The 22,436-nt window shown below is 46.7% G+C and carries 12 protein-coding genes; 2 read left to right on the top strand and 10 right to left on the bottom strand.

Translation table 11 applies throughout. From position 1 onward, the window contains the following. Nucleotides 1-37: 37 nt before the first annotated feature. The 10 genes from AC0VYA_RS00675 to AC0VYA_RS00630 form a co-directional block, all read right to left on the bottom strand. Nucleotides 38-2,281 carry a GH92 family glycosyl hydrolase gene (locus tag AC0VYA_RS00675; RefSeq protein WP_475489741.1) on the bottom strand — a complete coding sequence of 748 codons (2,244 nt, stop codon included), beginning with the start codon at nt 2,279-2,281 and terminating at the stop codon, nt 38-40. Between the two features lie 32 nt (nt 2,282-2,313). After that, on the bottom strand, nt 2,314-4,104 hold the full coding sequence (locus tag AC0VYA_RS00670; RefSeq protein ID WP_011573067.1) for a sodium:solute symporter family protein: 1,791 nt from the start codon (nt 4,102-4,104) through the stop codon (nt 2,314-2,316). Between the two features lie 2 nt (nt 4,105-4,106). Then, complete coding sequence (locus AC0VYA_RS00665) at nt 4,107-6,671, bottom strand: beta-mannosidase (protein ID WP_475489740.1); 2,565 nt, start codon at nt 6,669-6,671, stop codon at nt 4,107-4,109. A 109-nt stretch (nt 6,672-6,780) separates the two neighbouring features. Continuing rightward, nucleotides 6,781-7,518 (bottom strand): copper homeostasis protein CutC, encoded by a 738-nt coding sequence (locus AC0VYA_RS00660; RefSeq protein ID WP_475489739.1) that lies wholly within the window; start codon nt 7,516-7,518, stop codon nt 6,781-6,783. Next, a complete protein-coding gene (locus AC0VYA_RS00655) occupies nt 7,518-9,275 on the bottom strand; it encodes an endo-beta-N-acetylglucosaminidase (protein ID WP_475491009.1) in 1,758 nt (585 codons plus the stop codon). The genes AC0VYA_RS00660 and AC0VYA_RS00655 overlap by 1 nt, the downstream gene beginning before the upstream one ends. Next, a complete protein-coding gene (locus tag AC0VYA_RS00650) occupies nt 9,275-10,258 on the bottom strand; it encodes a glycosylasparaginase (RefSeq protein WP_475489738.1) in 984 nt (327 codons plus the stop codon). The genes AC0VYA_RS00655 and AC0VYA_RS00650 overlap by 1 nt, the downstream gene beginning before the upstream one ends. A gap of 40 nt (nt 10,259-10,298) precedes the next feature. Further along, nucleotides 10,299-11,168, bottom strand: coding sequence for a glucosamine kinase nucleotide-binding domain-containing protein (locus AC0VYA_RS00645; RefSeq protein WP_475489737.1), 870 nt, complete (start codon nt 11,166-11,168; stop codon nt 10,299-10,301). Nucleotides 11,169-11,254: 86 nt separating this feature from the next. Continuing rightward, nucleotides 11,255-14,089: a discoidin domain-containing protein gene (locus tag AC0VYA_RS00640; protein ID WP_475489736.1), complete on the bottom strand. Its 2,835-nt coding sequence runs from the start codon at nt 14,087-14,089 to the stop codon at nt 11,255-11,257. Nucleotides 14,090-14,158: 69 nt separating this feature from the next. Further along, entirely contained in the window at nt 14,159-17,053 is a 2,895-nt protein-coding gene (locus AC0VYA_RS00635) for a TonB-dependent receptor (RefSeq protein ID WP_475489735.1), read from the bottom strand. 286 nt (nt 17,054-17,339) lie between these two features. After that, the gene (locus tag AC0VYA_RS00630; protein WP_473477394.1) at nt 17,340-18,353 is read right to left on the bottom strand and encodes a substrate-binding domain-containing protein; all 1,014 of its coding nucleotides are present in this window, start codon (nt 18,351-18,353) and stop codon (nt 17,340-17,342) included. Nucleotides 18,354-18,705: 352 nt separating this feature from the next. Between AC0VYA_RS00630 and AC0VYA_RS00625 the strand changes: the two genes are divergently transcribed. Together AC0VYA_RS00625 and AC0VYA_RS00620 are read left to right on the top strand one after the other, a co-directional pair. Beyond that, a complete protein-coding gene (locus AC0VYA_RS00625; RefSeq protein ID WP_475489734.1) occupies nt 18,706-21,024 on the top strand; it encodes a GH92 family glycosyl hydrolase in 2,319 nt (772 codons plus the stop codon). A 56-nt stretch (nt 21,025-21,080) separates the two neighbouring features. Then, nucleotides 21,081-22,358: a sugar MFS transporter gene (locus AC0VYA_RS00620; RefSeq protein WP_475489733.1), complete on the top strand. Its 1,278-nt coding sequence runs from the start codon at nt 21,081-21,083 to the stop codon at nt 22,356-22,358. The last annotated feature ends 78 nt before the right edge of the window (nt 22,359-22,436 follow it).

The raw sequence follows: 22,436 nt of genomic DNA, 5'->3' as shown, positions 1-22,436 counted from the left end.
GGTGGCGAATAGCGCCACCTTGTTAAATTACTAAATATTAAAAAGTGAAAATAAGCTCGCCGCCCTGCATCAAGTCATCGTGACTAATGGTGTTCATATTGACAGGCTGACCATTAAGTGTGGCTTCTTTTACATAGCCAGCCGTATCTTCAGCGGACTGCACACGCTTAATAGTGAAAACTTTATCGTCTGGCAGTTGGATCTGCACTGAATCAAACTGCGGGCTGCCTAGTACATACTGCCCATCGGCTGGGTTTAGTGGGTAGAACCCAAGTGCACTAAAGACATACCAAGCAGACATTTGTCCCACATCGTCATTACCCGATAACCCATCTGGGTTATCGCGATACATGGTCTCGCGGATCTCTTTTATGCGCTGTTCGCCTTTCCATTTTTGCGACGTCAGGGAATACATGTAAGGCACATGATGTACAGGCTCATTACCGTGAGCATACTGCCCAATCAAGCCAGAGATATCCGGTGATACATCTCCTTCCATAAAGGAATCAGTACTAAATAAGGTATCTAATTTATTTAGAAATGGCGCTTCACCGCCGAATAATGCCATCAAGCCATCAACATCGTGGGGCACAAACCAAGTGTACTGCCACGCATTCGCCTCGGTGTAATCCGTGGTGCGGTGGTCTACATGGGTTGGGCTGAAGTTTTTCACCCATTCACCCTGTTGAGTTTTACCACGCATAAAGCCGGTTTGTTTATCGAACAAGGTTTTATAAGACTCAGCTCGTTGCGTGAAATAGGCATAGTCGGCGTCTTTATTAAGCGCTTTAGCCATGCGTGCAATTGCCCAGTCATCAAAAGCATATTCTAGGGTTTTCGATACGGCTTCTACTTCTAAGTCAGAGGGCACATAACCATACTCAGCAAACAAATCGATACCAAAACGTGTTTGCATCGCAGAGGCTTTCAACGCCTGAAATAACAACTCAGGGTCTACATCCGTCAACCCTTTAAAGTACGCATCCACTATCACTGGCACTGCGTGATAGCCGATCATCACATCGGTTTCATTGGCCATTAAATCCCACGAAGGCAATAAGCCGGTTTCGTCATAAAAAGCCATCATCGAGCTGACCATGTCATTGACGCGCTCACCGTTAGAAATGGTTAATAAAGGATGTAATGCGCGAAACGTATCCCATAGCGAGAACAAGGAGTAACGCTTGAATTGCTGACTATTGTGGGCGCTGCCGTCTGCACCGAAATAGCTGCCATTAACGTCATTAAATGTCTGGGGGGCTAAAAACGAATGATACAAAGCGGTGTAGAACTTACGTTTTGCCTGCTCGTTATCATCAGTGACGTTAAACTTGCCTAATTGAGCTGCCCACAGTGCTTGTGCTTGCCGCTTGGTATTATCGAAATCAAAATCAGCGACTTCTGCTGCTAAGTTTTGCTTCGCTCCAGCAATACTCACGTAAGAAATACCTACTTTTGCCACCAAAGCCTTGTCAGCAATGTCACCAAAGTTAAGCACCACTTCGCTTTTTTCCGCATTGATGAACGGGCCGGCTAGCGCTTCGCCTTCTTTGTAGAACTGATGTGCAAAGGGTTGGTTAAACTTGGCAACAAAATACACAGGCTGGTAGTCACTCCAGCCGGTTGAAATGCGATAGCCCACTAAGGTGCTATCGTCTATCACACGCATAAAGGTGGCCACAGATTTATCGTAGTTCTGGGCATAGCCTAAATCGATTAATACTTTAGCGTCTTCTTGGCCTGAAAAGGTATAACGATGAACACCGGTGCGCTCGGTTGCCGTTAGCTCAGCGTTAACCTGCTCTTGAGGCAACCCTACTTGGTAGTATCCAGGTGAGGCACTTTCATCAGAATGTGAATACTCACTCACTACGTGCTTTAGTTCATTATCACGTCGGGTTTTGTAATCACCACGAAACGGCATCACAAGCACATCAAGCAAGTCACCGACACCAGTGCCAGATAAATGCGTATGGCTAAAACCAAGCAACTGGTTGTCACTGTAGTTATAACCGGAAGTCCAGTCCCAGCCTTTAGAAGGATTGTCAGGGCTTAATTGCACCATACCGAAAGGTACCACTGCACCGGGAAACGTATGGCCGTGGCCGCCTGTGCCAATAAATGGGTCTGCGTATTGTAATAACTGCTCGTCAGCGACCTGGACGATTGTGGCCTGTGGCACTGAAGCTTGTTGCATGCTAGAAACTGAGCTTGTGGCACAACCAGCAAGGCTGCCCACAGCACATAGCGAGAATGCGCCCGCTAAAAATTGTTTTTTCATTATATTAATCACTCTTTTACGTAAACTTGTACTCAGTCAGGGAGTTTGTCTAACCAGTTCTTTTTTAAGATCCAACTGGTCACAACAATGACCCCAAAGGCTGCCAACATGGACCACCACTGCTGAATCACTAAATAAATCGGCATCACCACTAAGGCTATTTGCCACACGATACCGATAGCAACATTGAACATGTCACGAGAAAATTCTTTGTTTGGGGCAAAGCCAGGATCCAAGGCTATGACTTTGTCACGAATTGGCCCCCATGCCCCCCAAGGTTTCACCGTTCGATAAAACTCACATAACACCTCGTCTGATTCAGGGGGTGTCAGTAAAGTCCCTGCAATCGAGCCAACCAATCCGAATACCAGTAGCAGCGGAAATGCCATTAAGGGTTGCACATCGGGGAGCGCAATCGGTAATACCAGCGCCCCAATCAAACCTGCTAACATGCCCCAGAAATAACCATAGGCGTTGAATCGCCACCAATGCCATTTTAATAAGTTAGCCGCTGCATACCCGCCAAATAAGGCAGCGAAGATCCACTGCATAATCGCGTTGATGCTACCTAGCATAAGGCCTAAGCCCATACCTAATACCACGAGTACAATAGACACTATGTAGCTCATACGCACATAGGTGCGACTGTCTGCATCTGGGCGTAAGTAACGACGATAGATATCATTCACAAAGTATGCGGGAGCAGCATTGACCGACGCTGCATATGTCGACATAAAGGCTGCGAGCAAACCAGCTATAAGCAAACCGGTTAAGCCTACAGGCACAAAATTATTGATGGCAAAGGGCAAAATCTGCTCAAAATCAAATTGCTTACCTTGGGCCTGAATGTCTGGGCCCATGTACACAATCGCCAAGATAGATAACCCTGCCACCATCATGTAACGAGGGAAAAACATTACCAGAGACACCAAGCCGCTCATTTTCGCGGCGTCTTTGGGGCTCTTGGTGGCTAAAATACGCTGCATATCGTAGTTCGGCACTGGGCCGGCCATGCTAGATAGCACACCTTTAAATAGCATCATCATGATCATGAGTCCGAACAACTCAAGACCGTCCTCTTCCACTTTAACATTGACGCTATCAATCAAGCCTTGCCAGTTAAGGTCTAATCGCCAATCGAAAAACAGCTGATCCCAACCGTGAGGCGTGGCAGCAGCCAGTTGCTCTGGTGACACCATATACATGGCAATGATCCCCACAGAAACAGCCGCAATCGTCATAATCACAAACTGCAAAATCTCAGTGAAGACCACGCTGTACATCCCCCCTTTGACCACGTAAATCGTGGTGATCGAGAAGATAATCAACGCATAAATGTCTGGTGATAATTCCCACGGGAAGAAGATCGCGGCAAACTTGCCTATGCCTTTAAAGGCGTACGCAATAAAGCCTATCGCACTGACCAAGGCAAATATCACTACCACCATTTGACTCATTTCTGCGCCTTTGCCAGTGCCAAAGCGCGTTTCCATCCACTGGGCCCCTGTCATCACGTTTGAACGACGTAGCCATATGGACAAATAAATCATCAAAAATATTTGGTTAAATATCGGCCATATCCAAGGCAACCACGCGCTCTTCAAACCGTAGACGAAGCACATAGACACCAACCACATGGTGCCCGCAATATCGAACATACCCGAGGCATTTGACACCCCAAGCGCCCACCAGGGAATGGTTTTACCCCCTAAAAAGTAGGAGTCCATGTCACGGCTAGCACGCCGTGAAATGTACAAACCGATCATTAACACCAGTACTAAATAACCAATGATAACGAGTATATCTATCCAACTTAAAATCATCGCTATAACCCAGCTATATTACGTTGCTCATTGCTTAATGAAGCAAAACTATCAAGTAGCGATTGCCAGCTTACCTTAGCCCCAAGGCGCTCAATATCGGCTTGATCCAGGCCCGGCAGCGCAAGGTGAATCGAGACGTCGATTCCGGGGATCAAATCAAAAAAGTTATCACTAAAATTGCCGACTTGCTCACCGGCACTGACATACAACTGACGAACGAAAGTGTCGCTGCTAAACGTCAGCGTTAAACACTCAGGCGTAACAACCTGTTCGCACTGTATATCAGCAGCTTGCAAGGCCAAGTCCTTGTTAGCTACAAAAAAGTGACTATTTTGGCTAAGCACTCGACCATCTTGATGCATTAAGCGCGCAACTAACACAGAACTATTGGGCTGAGCTTGAGAAACAAGTTCTGACATAGCAAGCGAAGTAAGCGACAAAGACGCACTAACCGGCACCAGCACATCTTGCTCATGGGAATACACCACCGACCCGTCGAAGTCATAAACTTGAATGTGCAATTGAGCGGAAAAAGGCTGTAAATCATCAGAAATCAAGGTGACCTCGAGCTGGTCATTCACTTGGTCAACCACCAATAATTGTTGGGCAAAGCTGCGTTTCGCTTGATAGTGCAGCGCCTTCCAACGACCGTAATAATCGATACCAGACCATGACGCAGCCGGCCAAGTATCATTCAATTGCCAATACAGGGTTCCCATGCAAAATGGCATGGCTTTGCGATGCGCCTCAAACGCCATTTTTAATCCAAGGGCTTGTTGAACTTGGCTTAAATACAATAACTGATCGAAATCTTTCGGCGCATTGAACTCTTCATCCATATAGCTACGGATAAGCTTATTGCCACGCGGGTGCTTTTGATGCACCTGCATCACGGCTGATTCAAGTTCGCGATCTTCAGGCCGGGTAAACGTGTGGGTTGATTCAGCAATAGGAAACGACTGAAAACCGTATTCACTCATAAAGCGTGGCACACGCTTTTTATATTCACTGAACGGCTCTTCACCATGCCATACGCCCCAATAGTGATGATTAGCTTTGTTGTCTTCGTCATTTTCCCAAAACCCTATGGGTGAAGAACGTAAATAAAAGCGCTGCGCATCAAGGGCATTGATAACCTTGGGTAAGCAGTTATCGAACAAACGTATGTAATCTTGTTTAAGTCTCCCGTACAGCTCATCAGAATAGCCAAACTTTTCAGCCCACTGCCATTTTTCGATGGCCATATCGACTTCGTTGTTGCCACACCACATAGCGATACACGGGTGGTTACGCAAACGTTTAACGTTATATTCTGCTTCTTGTTTCACATTTGCTAGAAAGGCGTCATCTGCTGGGTATAAAGTGCAGGCAAACATAAAGTCTTGCCAAATCAAAATGCCGTGGCGATCCGCTAGTTCGTAAAAAGCATCGTCTTGATAAATACCGCCGCCCCACACTCGCAACATATTCATATTGCCTGCCACCACGGCATCAAACACTTGCTCATGTCGCTGGGTATTAACTCGATGAATAAAACTGTCATCCGGAATGTAGTTCGCGCCTTTCATAAAGACGGGGTGACCGTTTACTTTGAAATAGAATGATTCCCCCATTTCATCAGCTTGGTTTACCACTTCTATTTCCCGCAGCCCCACTGCTTGCTCGCGACGGGCGATAACCTGCTTATCCTTGACTAACTCAAAGCTAAATTCATATAAAAATGCTTCCCCCAACCCATTAGGCCACCAGCGCTTAGGATCGGTAAGCGTGAAGTTAACCAGCATGCTTTGCTCGTTAGCCTGGGCCGTTAAGCGCACATCTAAGGTTTGATTCAACTGCGGGGCCTGTTCGCACTTCACCACTAGTTGGGCATCAAAATCTGTCATCGCGCTAACGTCTAATGCAAAATGAAAGTCAGCGCGCTGTGCTGACAACGCCTGCTGTACAAAATGTACGTCTTTGATTTCAGCACTGTCGATAAACGCTAAATAAATGTCGCGCCAAATGCCAGACGTCACGAACTTCGGCCCCCAATCCCAACCAAAATGACAAGGTGCTTTGCGACAAAAGACACTGAGCTTCTCGTCACTTTTGTCGTTTTCCGCTGGGTAGGTAAAACCGTTAGCTAAAAATTGTGGATACACTTCGTTTATGGGTGAGCGAAAACGAATTTCCACGTCATTTTCACCTTCTACCAGCAAAGACTTACAAGCAAGGTGTTGACCCACAAACATATTCTGCCCGCTAGCGAGGTGCTGCCCATTGAGATAAATATCACAAAACGTATCTAGCCCTAGGGCGACTAGATTTACCTCGCTGTGGGCCAATTGCGCCGCTGATACATTAAATGAACGGCGATAATGCCAGTCCTTTTTCTCAATCCACTGCAAATGGGATTCGTTGTCTCGGTCAAACGGATCGTCTATTAAATTGTGAGCGAGCAAGTCAGTAAAATTACACCCTGGAACCTCTGCATTTCGCCAGTCTTGTTTATCGGCTTGGCAAAACTGCCATGTTCCAGTTAGGGGTAATGTCTTCATTTGTGTCATATATTCTTCGTTAATCATAAAAACCAATGTTGTAAAGTGGGCTGTCGAGTCGAGTGCGGGGCCGCCCAATGAGTCATCCCCACGATGAAATTATTGCTGTGTAAAACGCTGCTTGGTAAGAGTCGAGCTAAGTGTCATTAACGCCTTGATATAACTGTCGAACAGGGTCTTCATGTACCACCCCGTCGATAAGAGCAGACGAATAAGCGTGAAAAGAATAATGATAATGTTGCTCCATCTGCTGGCCTATAGACTGCGCTATTAATTTAGCGCTTACGGGAGCAATACCACCGCCAATCACTATCTCAATTTGCCCCTTAGCTAGGGCCAAGTAATGTGCTATTTGTGCGCTATGCTGCTGCGCAGTATCGTGACTCCCCCAGTCACAACCTGAGGTGAGAATACGTTGCACGCCTAGCTCAATAAGGGTGTCAATGGCTTGCGCTGGTTCAGCCAAGGCATCAAATGCACGATGAAATGTCACCTGCAAATTAGCCTTATTAGCCACCGCAATTAGTCGAGTTAACGCGCCTTGATCCAGCTTGTTATCTGGTGTGAGCGCGCCGAGCACCACCCCTTGCATGCCAGCTTGTGCAGCGAGAGCGATGTCATGCTGCATTTGCAGTATTTCACCCTCGTCATAACAAAAATCACCACCACGAGGGCGGATCATTGCCAGCAAGATTAACTCCCCTTGGGCCGCTGCCCTAGCTTGCTGCATGGCATTCATACTAGGCGTGAGTCCCTGATGTTCCATATGGCTGCAAAGCTCTACCCGCGCCGCTTTCCCTTTATGTGCAGCACGAATTTGCTGGGCAACATGCGCCAGATCATCACAAGGTAGGCAAATTTCGATATCAATCATTAACGGATCGCCAATTGCCCTAAATACATATTCACATTTTCCTCGCCCGTACCGTCACTAAACAACATACCGAGTTGAGTAATTGACTGCTTTGCGAGCGCACTAAGTGATACTTCATAGGAGCGCCAATCTTGTTGACTGACACTTGGGGTAATCGCGTCTAACGCGAACATATGTCGCTTACCGTCAGCAGTTTCCATATACAATGACAGGGCACTGGCATCGCCTTTTAGGGTTAGCGTCGCTGTGTTGTTTTTGCCCAGTACCAAATGAGTCTGGTACAAAGGAATGCGTGTTTCTTGCGCGCTAAGCGAGCCTGTGAAGCCCAAAGAGCTGCCACCAGAAAACACCTCTTCAAAGTCATACGCTACCGTCATTGACGGGTTGCCATACACGGCAAATTGCCAAGTGGGCAGCACATCCTGCTTGCTCATATCAGTCCAGCCACTTAACACTTGCTGGCCGTTTTCGATCAGCTTTTTACCCTGGCCAGTATTAAAATACGTTTCGAACGGTAACGAATTCACAGTGGTTTTTGCCGGTACGTAGCGTCCTATGCCCGGCCAACCATTAAGGTCATTATTGGCAAGGTTTAAATCATCCCCCACAAACAAGCGTTGCTCGGTTTGGTAAAACCGTAGCGAGTCTTGGGGATCGTCTTTAAATTGGCTAAAAATAGGTGTGTGAGGTTCGCCACTGAAATTAAAATTGAAGTTCGGTGCGAAGAGCGCAATGGAGGTTAGCCCTTGCTCGGTATCACTATCAAATAGATCCTCTAACCACTGGGTCTTACTAAAAGCGCGCTGTGCATTGCGACTTGGCCATAAATCAGCGCCAAAATATAAGTCGTAGCCAGAACGCCCCAACGCTTGGGCAAGCGAGACAGAGCGTTCGACCATGGCTTTGTTCCACCAGTAATTCATAAACATGGCATCGGCACTGGATACACCCTGGTGTAAAAACGCTTGGTTCTTCTCATTCAACTGGTTCTGCCAGCGTACTTCACCGTTTTCCAGCATCGAGTCATACCAATGGATCTCCATTCCTTGGGGGGCGATAGCTGTCAAATACTGCATAAACGCCAACATTTTCTGGCCAAGTTCTGCACCGCGACGAGCGTCTTTTTGCCCTTCGACTAATTCATTTTCTGCATCTTTAATGGCGGTCAAGTTAGTTTCTTGGTTCATTAGCCAACCGTCAAAACCATAATATTGAGCGATATCGACAAGTCTATGGGCCATAATAAATCGCCCCTGTGCATCCTGTTTGAGCAAAGCTTCTGCGGTATCGGGACTGCCGCCATATTTAGCGATGGCTAAGAAAATCGAGCCGATAACCTTGACGCCATTTCGATGGGCGGTGTCAACCCAAGGCCGAGCAGGTATTTGCACCACATGATCAGCCGTACCGGCAAACCAGTTCAGCACATCGATTTGCGACCAGTGAGTAAAGTTATACAAATTAAATGTGGCTTGAGTATCGAGGTAATTTGCAAAGTTGTTCATGCCGTCAGGCGCGTAGAGCACCTTAACTTGCGTATCTAAATTTGCTCTACTGGGGTCTAACTGTGCACCAAAACGTCTAGCTAACGGCTGTTTAGAGATATTCTGTGCAGAGGTAAAATCACTTTGTGCAGTCCAGTTCATGGCTTGCTCAAGGGTTAATGCAAATGGCGCTTGATTAGCTCGAATATCATTGCTTTGTGCCTGACAAAAAAATGCGGTGCACAGCAATAGGCTACCCAGAGTTTTAAGCATCATGCGCCTTCCCCTAATAGGTTTTTGCCATCTATGAGGTGCTCACCACCGGCATCTTTAACCGCGTAATTAAAACCCGGTTGAATGCAATAAGCACCGTACTCACCAGCCTTGTTCAGGGCCAAAAAGCCCACTTGAAATTCGGCGAAGTTGTCCAAACGAGTGGCTATTCGCTCCACTGCTTTTTGACAGGCTTCTTGAGGTGAAGCGCCTTGGCGCATCAGCTCAACCACTAGATGACAGCCCACGGTTTTCATCATCAGCTCACCCATGCCCGTGGCTGTGGCAGCACCGACTTCGTTATCCACATATAAACCGGCGCCGATAATGGGTGAATCCCCCACTCGTCCTGGTAATTTGAAGGCTGCGCCACTTGTGGTACAGGCCCCGCTTAAGTTACCCGACGCATCCAGCGCTAACATGCCGATGGTGTCGTGATTTTCAATGTTAATTTGTTTTTTCTGCTGACCCGACTGACGCCACGCCAGCCAATCTTGTTTAGACTGTTCGGTAAGTAAATTCTGCTCAGCAAAACCTTGCTCTAAAGCGAATTTCTTAGCCCCTGCCCCCACTAACATTACGTGGGGCGTATCTTCCATTACTTTGCGCGCAACCGAGATAGGATGCAGGATGTCTTGCAGGTAAGCCACAGAGCCACAATTCATGTTTTCATCCATGATGCAGGCGTCAAGCGTCACATTACCTTCACTGTCAGGGTATCCGCCCAAACCAACCGTTCTAACCAAGGGGTCAGCCTCTGGCACACGCACGCCTTGCTCAACAGCATCCAATGCGCGGCCATTTTTGTTGAGAACGTCCCACGCCACTTTATTTGCCGCGATACCATGCTCCCAGGTAGATATCACTATAGGTTTATTGGCTTTTTCTGCCCTAGCGAAAGCAGTTTTGCTGCTCGCGGCGAAAGCACTCGCGATACTGCTTACTAATGATAATTTTAAGAACCTTCTGCGCGTGGCTGTCATACGCTATCCCCTTTGTTGCGCTTGCACATAAGTATGCTGTTTATTGATTTGGGTTATGTTGTTTGGCCAGTAACATGGCGCCATATTCTGCTGAGGCTTTGCCGGACACTATGGCTTGATTCACCGTCGCCTCTAGGCGACTTTGTAAGCGCAGAGCAACACTGCCGACCAAAACGACCTCTTCGACCCCTAAATCATTGAGACGCAAAATAACCCGCTGCAAAAATTCAGTGGCTTGCTCGATAAGGCCTTTTGCCAGTAAGTCACCTTGTTCAGCGTGTTCAAACACCAGCGGTGCGTATGTGGCAAATTCTGTGGAGGCGCCCTGATTAAGTCGTGTAGCCAAAGACATAATATCTTCGTTTTTGGTCATGCCAGCGATGAGGCTAGTGTGCGGACCAATACCGTCATGTGCGAGCAACACAGCTTCAACGGCTTGCAACCCAAGCCATGATCCGCTGCCTTGTGCATTAATAGGAAAGCCGTAACCACCGATAGAGTGCATTGCCCCATCCACCATACCTAACGCACTAAAGCCGGTGCCCAGAATAATGACTCCGCCGTTTTGCCCTTGATGCATACCTGTTACCGCGGCATGCAAATCTGTGGTGCAATAGAATGAATGAAAAGGGTGCTGCCACTGCTCCATGGCCTCTTGAAGGCTGGGTAAATGCAAACCTGCTATTCCTGCCCCAACACACAATTGATTCAAACCAACATGAGGCAAAGACGTTGCACTCAGGGCAGATTCTGCAGCTTGAACTATGGCATTTTGGGCGATTTCTAGCCCATTTACAGGGTTGCTTGGCCCACTTATTCCTGTGGTGAGTAATTGTTGATCATGGCTGTACAGAGACGCTTTGCATTGTGTGCCACCTGCATCAATTCCAAGATAATAGTATTCAGCCATAGTGATTATTTTCTTTTAAGCGTGGTCTATGTGGAACAACAAAAGCCCACTATCAGAGATAGCGGGCTTTCACCTAGGCTCTGTGCTTATTCAGCTGGGCCGATTAACTCGATTTCTGCAATTTGCATTAAATTGCTGTCACCTTTGTTTTTGCTGATATTGATACGATAGCTCGAGTAAGCAAAGCCGTTACGCATTTCGAACAGTTTGCGCTCAAATCTAGCATCAAAGCTTTCGCCTATCCACGATTCGACTTCGTCCCACGTGGCACCACCGTCATTTGAGCCCAAAACGGTAAAGTTCTCAGGATCACGCTCTGGTGAGTCGTTGGCACTGGTGATCGCAATGCTGTTAACGATACGTGGTGCGACGAAATCAAGCTGCACCCACGCTGGGTCTTCAGCACTGGGCACGCCACCGTTGTCTAACCATTTGGTTTGCGTGTCATCGTCAAAGGCCATCGTTTCGGCTTCGTTGTCGCTAATGCGTGCCCGACCGGTTATCGTGGTACCTGCATCAGACGAAATATCAACCGAAGCAACCTGTGGCCCAATAAGCTCTATTTCAGCGATTTGCATTAAGCTGGTATCGCCTTTGTTTTTGGTAATGTTAAAGCGATAAAAGCTAAAGCCAACATCATTGGAAAACGCATATTGCTTACGCTCGAAGCGCTCATCAAAGCTCTCACCTAACCAACTGGCTAGCTCGGTCCAATTTTCATTGTCATTTGATGCCCAAACCGCAAAGTTCTCTGGGTCACGCTCTGGGGCATCATTGGCACTGGTTAGAGCCAATGTGTTCACAGCTGCGGCTTCAGGCAAGGCAATCACGACCCAAGACGGCTCTTCTACCGACGGAACACCGCCGTTATCTAGCCATTTGGTTTGCGTATCGTTATCAAACGCCATAGTACCTGCTTCACCGTCACTGATGCGCGCGCGCTCAGTATAGGTTACGTCTGGGCCGTGACTGTGTTGAACACTCGGCATTTCAGGACCAATCAACTCAATTTCTGCCAGTTGCATTAAACTGGTATCGCCTTTATTTTTAGTGATATTCAGTCTGTAGCTGCTGTACGCCAGTGCATTGCTCGCACTGAACAACTTACGCTCGAAACGCTCGTCGAATGACTCACCAAGCCAATCGCCGATAACCGTCCAAGTCGTTCCACCATCATTTGAGCCCACTAAAGTAAAGTTCTCTGGGTCGCGTTCTGGTGCATCATTGGCACTGGTAATGCCAAGCACGTTAACAGCAACCGCTTCTGGGAAGTCCACTTGCACCCAAGAAGGGTCTTCAATTGAAGGAACACCACCGTTATCTAACCATTTGGTTTGTGTGTCGTTATCAAACGCCATGGTTTCTGCTTCACCATCACTGATACGTGCACGGCCACTGATCGCACCTGTGCCGACAGGGTCTGTGTGATCTGTACTCGCGTAAATAGGCCCAACAAGCTGAATTTCAGCCAATTGCATTAAGCTAGTGTCACCTTTATTTTTAGTGATGTTCAGACGATAAAACGAATACGCTAAACCGTTAGAGAACGAAAATTCTTTACGCTCAAAACGCTCATCGAAAGATTCACCTAAAAAGCTTGCCACTGTGACCCAGTTTTCGCCGTCATTAGACGCCAGTAAATCGAAATTTTCAGGGTCGCGTTCTGGCGCATCATTGGCACTGGTAATGAACACACTGCTCACCGCATGGGCCTGGGCAAACTCAACCTGAACCCAAGCTGGGTCTTCAACAGAAGGCACACCGCCATTGTCTAACCATTTGGTTTGCGCGTCTTTATCAAACGCCATGGTTTCCGCTTCGCCGTCACTGATGCGCGCACGCCCTGTGATGGTGGCACCCGCTAAGTTTTCAGTAGTGGTCACTTCTTGAACTGGGCCGCTGCTATCATTAGAAAGTGCAAACGATAAGCCAAGGTCAATCACGCTGTCGGCTGAAACCCCTAATTCAGACAAGAAAGGCACTGCGCTAACTGAAGCAAGCAAACGCTCCCTGATAGGCGTAAGGGCAGTGGTGTCACCTTCGATAGCTGTGGTAATAGCGGTATTAACCGCATCAAACTGCTCGTTAAAGCTTTCAGTTGCTGCGATGTTCGCAAATGCCGCATTGGCCAAGGATAAAGTGATAATAGCTGGAGATGCCAATACGTCCGTACACTCATCCATAGTCACTTCATTACCTTGTGCATCTGTTGAGGTCACAGGAGCACAATCTTCACCCATCACAAAGTTGTCGTAAGACTCTGCACTAATTAGGGCAGTTTCAAACAAGTTTACTCCTGATGTCGCCACACCCAATGCGCGAAGCGCCAACTCAGATGCGATAACGGCCTGGGAATCAAACAAGACTTGTTGAGTGATATTCGCGCCGCCTGCAACGGCACTTTCCACTATTGGCGTGGCAATAGTAGTCAATGCATTTGCGTGAAAGGGCAGGCTGCTGCTGTTTGCAGCTGAACCGTAAGGCACGTTCACAAAAGATAAAGAGTTAAGCACTGTCCCTGTTAGCGGCTCGCCACTTAGTTCTTGGCCTAAAGCTACCCCAGCGCAATCAATAGCATCACACATCATGCTGGTGGCATCGGTTGCTGTTACGGTTAATTTAAATGGACTGTTGATGCCAAACCCAAGGTCGCTTTGAACGACTACGTTGACAGCTCCCGATGCATCAGTTAATTCACCATTGATAATAGTGATGGGTGAATTGTTCATCTGTTCAACACTGATTTGAGCGCTATCTAAGCGACCTTTAACTGCCTCACCGGCAAGGGTCGCCTCTGTGGTAACACGCGTGTCTACTGCATCACTTGGGTTGGGATCATCGGCACTGCCGCCACAACCGTACAAGGTGCTCATTGCCATCAGCATGGCCACTGTGGTTTTATTCATTTTGAGCTTTTTCATTATTATTCCTCTATTCAATCTGTCTTTTACGTTTCCATTTAACCGACTCTTACGAGCCGGTCTGACGCATTAAAATCTGTAATTGACGCCTGCAAAGAAGCGACGCCCGCTGTACGAATTAGTTAAGAAGCGTACTTTGGTGTCATCCCCTAAATGGACGTAATCTTCTGATTTAGTCAGATTGATAACCGAGGCGCTCAAGGTGATATCTTCGTTTATGTTATAGCTGGCGTTTACGTCAACTTGATCATAGGTATCGCTATAACGGTTGATGTCCCAATCTTCGGCCAGTACTCCAATTGTTGGGCCTCTGCGGTTATATGAAACGCGAAGGCTGTAATCGTCATTCTCATAAAAGGCCGAGAAGTTACCTTGATATTTTGAGCTGCCCGTTAATGGCGATTCACCCACTAGGCGACCATCAGCCTCAACGGTAGCGGCGCTGGTGATATTGCGTGTGTAGTTACCCGATACCCCAAAGCCGTTTTCAAAGAAATGCTGGAATGAGAACTCAACCCCTTTAGACTCCGCATCAGTGCCGTTGGCCGCGGTGTCGAAATCACGTACCAATATGTCTCCACCAACATTGACCGTACCACCACCTGACTCGACCAAGGTAAACGTTTGATCAGGAACACTGCTGTTCACATCTAACGTGAATGGCACAACGAAATTATCAATATTCTTTAAGAATACAGCCAAGCTGACGCCCGAGCCTTCCCCGTAGTAGTACTCTAGTGATAAGTCGTATTGCACTGATTCAAGAGGACGTAGCGATGAATTACCGCCGCTGCCTGTCCAGCCTTCACTGTCACGCAGGGGATCATAATCTGGGCGATCGCTAGAATCTGCTTCCCACTCACTTGAGTTGTAGGTCAATGTTTGGAATTGGCCTAAATCAGCATAATCAGGGCGTGATAACACTTTCGCTGCTGCGCCGCGCAATACCCAATCATCGTTGATATCCCAGGCGATGTTAAAGCTAGGCAGAACGTGGCTGTATGAATTTTCTTTGGGGTTAACAATCACGTCGCGCACAATACCGTTAACTTGGGCAACGTCATCTCCGTCAAGATTGACGCGGTCTAAGCGAAACTCCAAACGATCACTGGCGGTGTTGGTATTAACGGTGTCTACAAAGCGTACGCCAAAGTTACCGCGGAAATTTTCCCAACGATAATCAGCTTGCACGTAAGCGACTTTAACCTCTTCCTCTACGTCATAGACAAAGTCGGGTTCAAAACGGGTGTAACGTTGGAAATTGGTCTCTAACTCATTTTGATATTTGTTCCAGTTCACAACCGGGAACAAGTTCGTATTAATTGACCCACCTAAGTTTCCTAAAGGCTGGTCAGCAATCACAGTGGTAAGCAGTGGAATACCGCCATTACGTGAGTAATCATCATCCAACGTGATCCCGCCAGGGCGCGCTTCACCTGCTGCGATATCAAAATCTTTGGCAAGATAGTAGGTATTGCGTGTGTCACGATGAATAGAGCCTTTACGATACTTCACACCAAAGCGCAGCGTTTCAACTATGCCCCAGTCAACAAACCAATCCGTATCAATCTGGGCGTAATCTTCTTCTTGAGTCCCGCCAACAAAGCTTGAATCCGTGGCGCCTATATCCGCTTCACCACCTTCACCTGCCTTTAAGCGATTAAACATTTCTGGATCAATATTAGTGACTAGATTTTCGTTTTCAAAACGCCAGCCCCAATAATCTGCAGTACTACCAGAATAATATGCGGCACGGTACTTTTCAGTCGGCCCACCTTCAGCTTCAGTATGACCAGCAACAAATTTCACATTGAAGTCGCCGCCTTCGTATTCCATGAAAAAGTCGAACGTGTCAGACGTCGATTCTTCAACCACGTACTCGCCGTTCATGCGGGGAATTTGCGTATCTAACGCTTCTCCTGAGACGCCTCTGGCGTAGTCAATACCTGTGACGTATTGCGCTTCTGCATCAACGTACACGTCCGTCCAAAATTGGTTGGTATCATGCCACTCAGGGTATTCAAGTTGATGTAAAACCGAATCTAAGCCGAGTTTGAATTGAAAGTAGTTGAAGCCAACTTCTAAATTGTCAGTGGGGCGCCACTGCGCAGTAAACTGCACACCCGTGCGCTCGCGATCTTCTTCTAATACTTCTTGAACTAAACTTTGGCGCGCATATCCTTGGGCACCGCCTTCAATTTCTTGACCGTTGCGACGCTCGGTATACAAAAAGTTTTGATTGATGATATTGACTCGAGAAGTCTGAGTACGGTTGGTTCTGTCTTGCTGTGTAAAGCCCACCAAGAAACCAAAGTCTTCTTCGTCAGTCTTCCAAGAATAGATACCACTTAGCTGAGGCTCGTAGGAATCTGTAATATCTGCATAAGTGTATTCGAGACTAACTACGCCCGAGTTTTTATCCATGTCTAGCGGTTTACGGCTATGTACTATGACCGTACCGCCGATACCGCCTTCATCGAGGCGGGCTTCAGACGATTTAAATAACTCGACCTTACCGACTAAGTTTGAAGGCAGTAACTCGTAAGAGAACGAGCGAGACGGGTTACCAGAAGAGGCTGCAATAAAGTTACCGTTTAATTGGGTAAACGTCAGGCTAGGCGATAAACCACGTATGCTCACACTTGAACCTTCGCCGCCGTTGCGCTGAATAACAACACCAGGTACACGCTGCAAAGAATCCGCAACGTTTTTATCTGGGAACTTACCGATATCTTCTGCCGTGATGGCATCCACTACCGCGTTCGACAATCGCTTGATTGCTAAATTTTCTGCAGCTGAAGCACGAATACCACGTACTTGAATGACCTCAGTTTCTGCATCGCTGCCACTGAGCTCTTGGTTTGTCTGCTGTGCTAACGCGTACGAAGGTACAAGACCCATTGCACACACAACCGCAAAATTCAGCATTGATTTACCGAATATTTTGTCACTGGTGTTGTTCATATGTGTTTTCCTAATCGCCATCGGATATTTCCGTTTAACCAAATGTAACCGTGAACATGTGTCACAGCCCACTTTAGTAACCGCTTATTTTTTCTTTGTTTTATGCTTTTTACAGAACACTGAATTAGTAATTTCCTACCCAATAAAATGTAATCGATTACAATTTACCGGAAAAATATAGAGCCACTCTTATAACATGTCAACAACTTAAGCTAAAAAATATACAAAAAATTAACAAGGTAAAATAAAAACAATCTTTTTTGATGGTCTTTGTTTTACACGAAAATCACTTTAAAATAGGAGCGGGGCCGCTACTTTCACGCTCAAGCAATTGAAAAGGAAGCATTTCGCTACTGCGAGTCAACGGAACCCCATTAATTACATCACTGAGGATCTCCATTCCTCTGCGACCCATTTCATAAGCGGGTTGATCAATAGTTGTTAACGGGGGATTCATAAAAGCAGCCACTTTTACGTTATCAAATCCCACCACGGAAATATCTTCTGGTACTCGTAGTCCTTGGCGATGAATTTCGTGCATGGCACCAATCGCTATATCATCGTTAAAGCAGATAACCGCGCTGGGTCGATTAGGTTTTTCTAATAATTGGCGCATACCTTCTATGCCATTTTCAATGCTATAGCTTTGCCCAACTATCATGTCTTCATCAAACTCAATATCCTCTTCAGCTAAGACACTGCGCAGCCCGTAGAGACGATCTTTATGAATTTGGCTAACCACTTGGCCGACAATAACAGCGAACTTAGTGTGCCCATAACTGACTAAGTGATGGGCTAAGGCGCGGCTAGCGGCATAGTTATCAAGCGCCACGACTGGGTATTTTTTATCAGAGTGAATACGTTCACAAACACTGACCATAGGAATAGTTTCAGCTAATTTGGCATCATCTTCAGTAAAGGGAAATGAATGATCGAGTTGAATTAAGCCATCAGCCCTATTGGTCAATACCATAGAAGCATAATCACTTTCGCGCTTACTCTCCCCTTGGGTATCGCACAGCAACACTGTAAAACCACGTTCTTGGGCGGCCTGCTCAATGCCGCCAATGATGCGCATAAAGAAGGGGTTTATCAGATTAGGAACTAAAACAACGATAGTATTTGTGCGCCCAGTTTTAACACTGGTCGCTAACCAGCTTGGCCTATAACCCGCTTCACGAACGGCTTTCATCACCTTTTCTTTGGTTCGAGCGGTGACCATATCTGGCATTTTAAGTGTGCGTGATACTGTTGCGGTTGATACGCCTGCAAGCTCACTTACTTTTTTAATATTCGTCATTTACGACTTCCGAAAGTCAGGCCCCATTATGGCCGTGGTTAGTTAATTGCACCGTTAGAGCAATAGCTTAGGTAAAGTAAATACCTGAATATGTAAATAATATCAATCTTGTAACGAAAGTAATTACTGTAATCGATAACAAAACAACGGTCGAATAGCCGTTTTTCCAATAGTAAGCGCTTGTTTTGGCTTTTAATTGGACATAACACTAGACCATTAAATTGTAATCGATTACAATTTTACAAAGCGTTAACGTTTGACTTAAGTATTTAGCTTAAAAATAACTATCATTATAAAGTGAAACGGTGGCAGAAAGCTGCCATAGAAAACTGACTCACGTAGGTGTAAACAAATGAATTACAAGCTTATTTTTACCATTCCTGGCTTACTGTTATTGGCCTCATGCGGCACGACAACAGAACCCAAGGAGGCTGTTGCAACCGCACCTTCGGTTGATTTGGTTGATTATGTTAATCCGCTTATGGGTACGGATTCCAAGTTCAGTTTATCAAATGGCAATACTTATCCAGCGATTGCCACGCCATGGGCAATGAATTTCTGGACACCGATGACTGCCCCCATCGGCGATGGCTGGACGTATAAATACAACGACGATCAAATTCGCGGTATTAAGCAAACACACCAACCCAGCCCTTGGCTAAACGACTATGGTGCGTTTTCTTTAATGGCGGTGACAGGCGAAATGAAATTTAACCAAGATGATCGTGCGTCTTGGTACTCCCACAAGGCAGAACAAGCCAGTCCTGATTACTACAGTGTGTATTTAGCCTCTTACGATGTCACCGCTGAGGTAACGCCTACCGAACGCGCTGCGCAGTTTCGCTTTACTTTTCCTGATACCGACAATGCCTTCATTATCTTAGATGCATTCGACAAAGGCTCTATGGTGAAAATCATCCCAGAGGAGCGAAAAATAGTCGGTTACGCGCGCAACAATCACGGTGGTGTGCCGGACAACTTCCACAATTATTTTGTGGCAGAATTTGATAAAGACTTTGAAATTAGCCGTACTTGGACTGACGAATACCAATTAAACGCAGATGCTATTCAAAGCAAAGGCGAGCACGTAGGTGCCGTTATCGGTTTTAAAACCAAGCGCGGTGAAACGGTATCTGTGAAAATTGCCTCGTCATTTATTAGCCCTGAACAAGCACAGCTCAATTTAGACCGAGAAATCGGCCAAGACACCTTCGACACCACCCGTGAAAAAGCCCATAAGTATTGGCAGGACGAGCTGTCACGTATTGAAATAGTCGACGACAACAAAGATAACCTACGTACGTTTTACTCTGCGCTTTACCGCGTCTTATTATTCCCGCGTAAGTTTTACGAGTACAACCAAGCGGGTGAAGTCGTGCATTACAGCCCTTACAACGGTGAAGTGCTGCCCGGCTACATGTTTACCGACAATGGCTTTTGGGACACTTTCCGCGCGGTATTCCCCTTCTTTACCCTAATGTACCCAGAGCTCGACGCACAAATAATGGAAGGCTTAGCCAATACCTACAAAGAATCCGGTTGGTTGCCTGAATGGGCTAGCCCAGGCCATCGCGGGGTAATGATTGGCTCTAACTCCGCAGTGAATATTGCTGATGCCTACCTCAAGGGTATCACCGATATCGACATCGATACGCTTTACGAAGCCATAGTCAAAAATGCTCAAGTCGATGAAGGTCGCCCGGTTAGCTCAGTCGGTAGAGAAGGCGTCGGTTATTATAACGAGTTAGGTTATGTGCCTTACGACGTTGGTATTCACGAAAACGCAGCACGTACCCTTGAATACGCCTTTGCCGATTTCAATATTTATCGCCTCGCTGAGCGCTTAGGTAAAACCGACGATGCTGCCAAGTACAAGCAAAGAGCGATGAATTACAAACACTTGTTTGATAAAGAAAGCGGATGGATGCGCGGTAAAAACGAAGACGGCAGTTTTCAAACCCCGTTTAACCCTTTGAAGTGGGGTGATGCATTCACCGAAGGCAATAGCCTGCACTACACCTGGTCTGTGTTTCATGATATCTCAGGTTTGAAAGACATGATGGGGGGCGATCAAGCTTTCGTGAATAAACTTGATAGCGTGTTCAGCATGCCACCTAGCTTCGACGACTCTTATTATGGCTTTACCATTCATGAAATTCGCGAAATGCAGATCGTGAACATGGGCAACTATGCTCACGGTAACCAGCCTATTCAGCATATGAGTTATTTGTACAACTACGCTGGCCAGCCGTGGAAAACCCAATATCACGTGCGCAACATTATGGATAAGCTTTACTCAGCCACACCTGATGGCTACTGCGGCGATGAAGACAACGGTCAAACGTCCGCTTGGTACGTGTTCAGCGCACTTGGTTTTTACCCTGTAGCGCCCGGTAGCGATGAGTACGTGTTAGGTAGCCCACTGTTCGACAAAGCCACGTTGCATTTACAAAACGGCGAACGCTTTACCGTCAAAGGCAATAACAACAGCAAAGACAACGTCTATGTGAATAGCGCCAAACTAAATGGCAAGACTTTCGATAAGACCTTCTTGTCTCATCAGCAAATTCAGCAAGGCGGTGAAATATCTTTTGATATGACCAACCAACCAAACAAGTCATGGGCCACCAGCAAAGAAGCCGTGCCCTATTCAATGTCGACCGCTGACTAATCCACCCATTTATTAACGTGCCAGTTTCGACTGGCACCTTTTACGAGTAAAAAATTATGGCAGGACCGATTTCTCAATCATCCGTAACCTTAAGTGAGCCCGCGAAGAACAGTCACTTTGCCTTCGCAGCAATGACCACCTTGTTTTTCATTTGGGGGTTTATTACTGCATTAAACGATATTCTTATTCCGCATTTAAAAGCGGCTTTCGACTTGAACTATACCCAAGCCATGCTGGTTCAGTTTTGCTTCTTTGGGGCCTACTTCATTATCTCGCCTTTCGCTGGTAAGTTAATTGAAAAGATAGGGTATATTCGCGGCATCATTACCGGGTTGGTGACCATCGCCATAGGTTGTGGCATGTTCTATCCAGCGGCCGAAGTCGAAGTGTATGCAGTGTTTTTGCTCGGTTTGTTTATTCTCGCCAGTGGAGTAACCATTTTGCAGGTGTCGGCCAATCCTTATGTCGCTGTGTTAGGTCCAGAGAAAACCGCCACCAGCCGCTTAAGCCTGGCACAGGCGATTAACTCTGTTGGTCATACGCTTGGCCCTATGTTTGGTGCTGCATTGATTTTTGCCGCAGTTGGGGTGGCATCTGAAGACGCAGACATCGACGCCAAAGCAGTACAATTACCCTACTTGTTACTCGCAGGCGTAATGATCGCCACAGCTATTGGTTTCAAATTTTTAAAACTACCCACCATCACTGCCAATGAAACCGAACAAGAAGTGAAAAGCACGGATTCTATTTGGTCTCACAAAGCGTTAATTTTCGGTACCCTCGCGATCTTCTTCTACGTGGGGGCTGAGGTAAGCATCGGTAGTTTCTTGGTAAACTACTTTTCGCAACCTGAAATAGCTGGGCTAAACGAACGCCAAGCCAGCCAAATGGTCTCCTACTACTGGGGTGCAGCTATGATCGGGCGGTTCGTTGGTGCGGCGCTAACCCGCATTATTTCGCCTATCTACGTATTGGCGTTTAATTCAGCAGTAGCCATTATCTTGTTATTTACCACCATGAATTCTCAAGGCGATTTGGCCATGTGGAGTGTGATTTCAATCGGTTTCTTCAATTCAATTATGTTTCCCACCATATTCACCTTGGCCATTCGCGGCTTAGGCCCACTGACAGGACGTGGCTCAGGTTTACTGTGCCAAGCTATTGTTGGTGGCGCAATATTGCCCTTGATTCAAGGTTATGTGGCCGACGTTACGAGTGTTCAGTTTAGCTTTATCGTGCCAGTTGCTGCGTATGTCTATATTGCATGGTACGCCCTATTTGGCTCTAAAGTGAAAAGTGCTGACGCCCCTACGCCAGCGCCTGTAGCCAACTAGTTTTAAACCCACTTAATGAGAAAAGCCCTGTCGCCTAATCTGGCGACAGGCTGCAAACCTAATAAGCGAGTAATTATT

The organism is Paraglaciecola sp. QJM3NY_14 (assembly GCF_056173245.1).
This window is presented reverse-complemented; position numbering and strand designations above follow the sequence as displayed.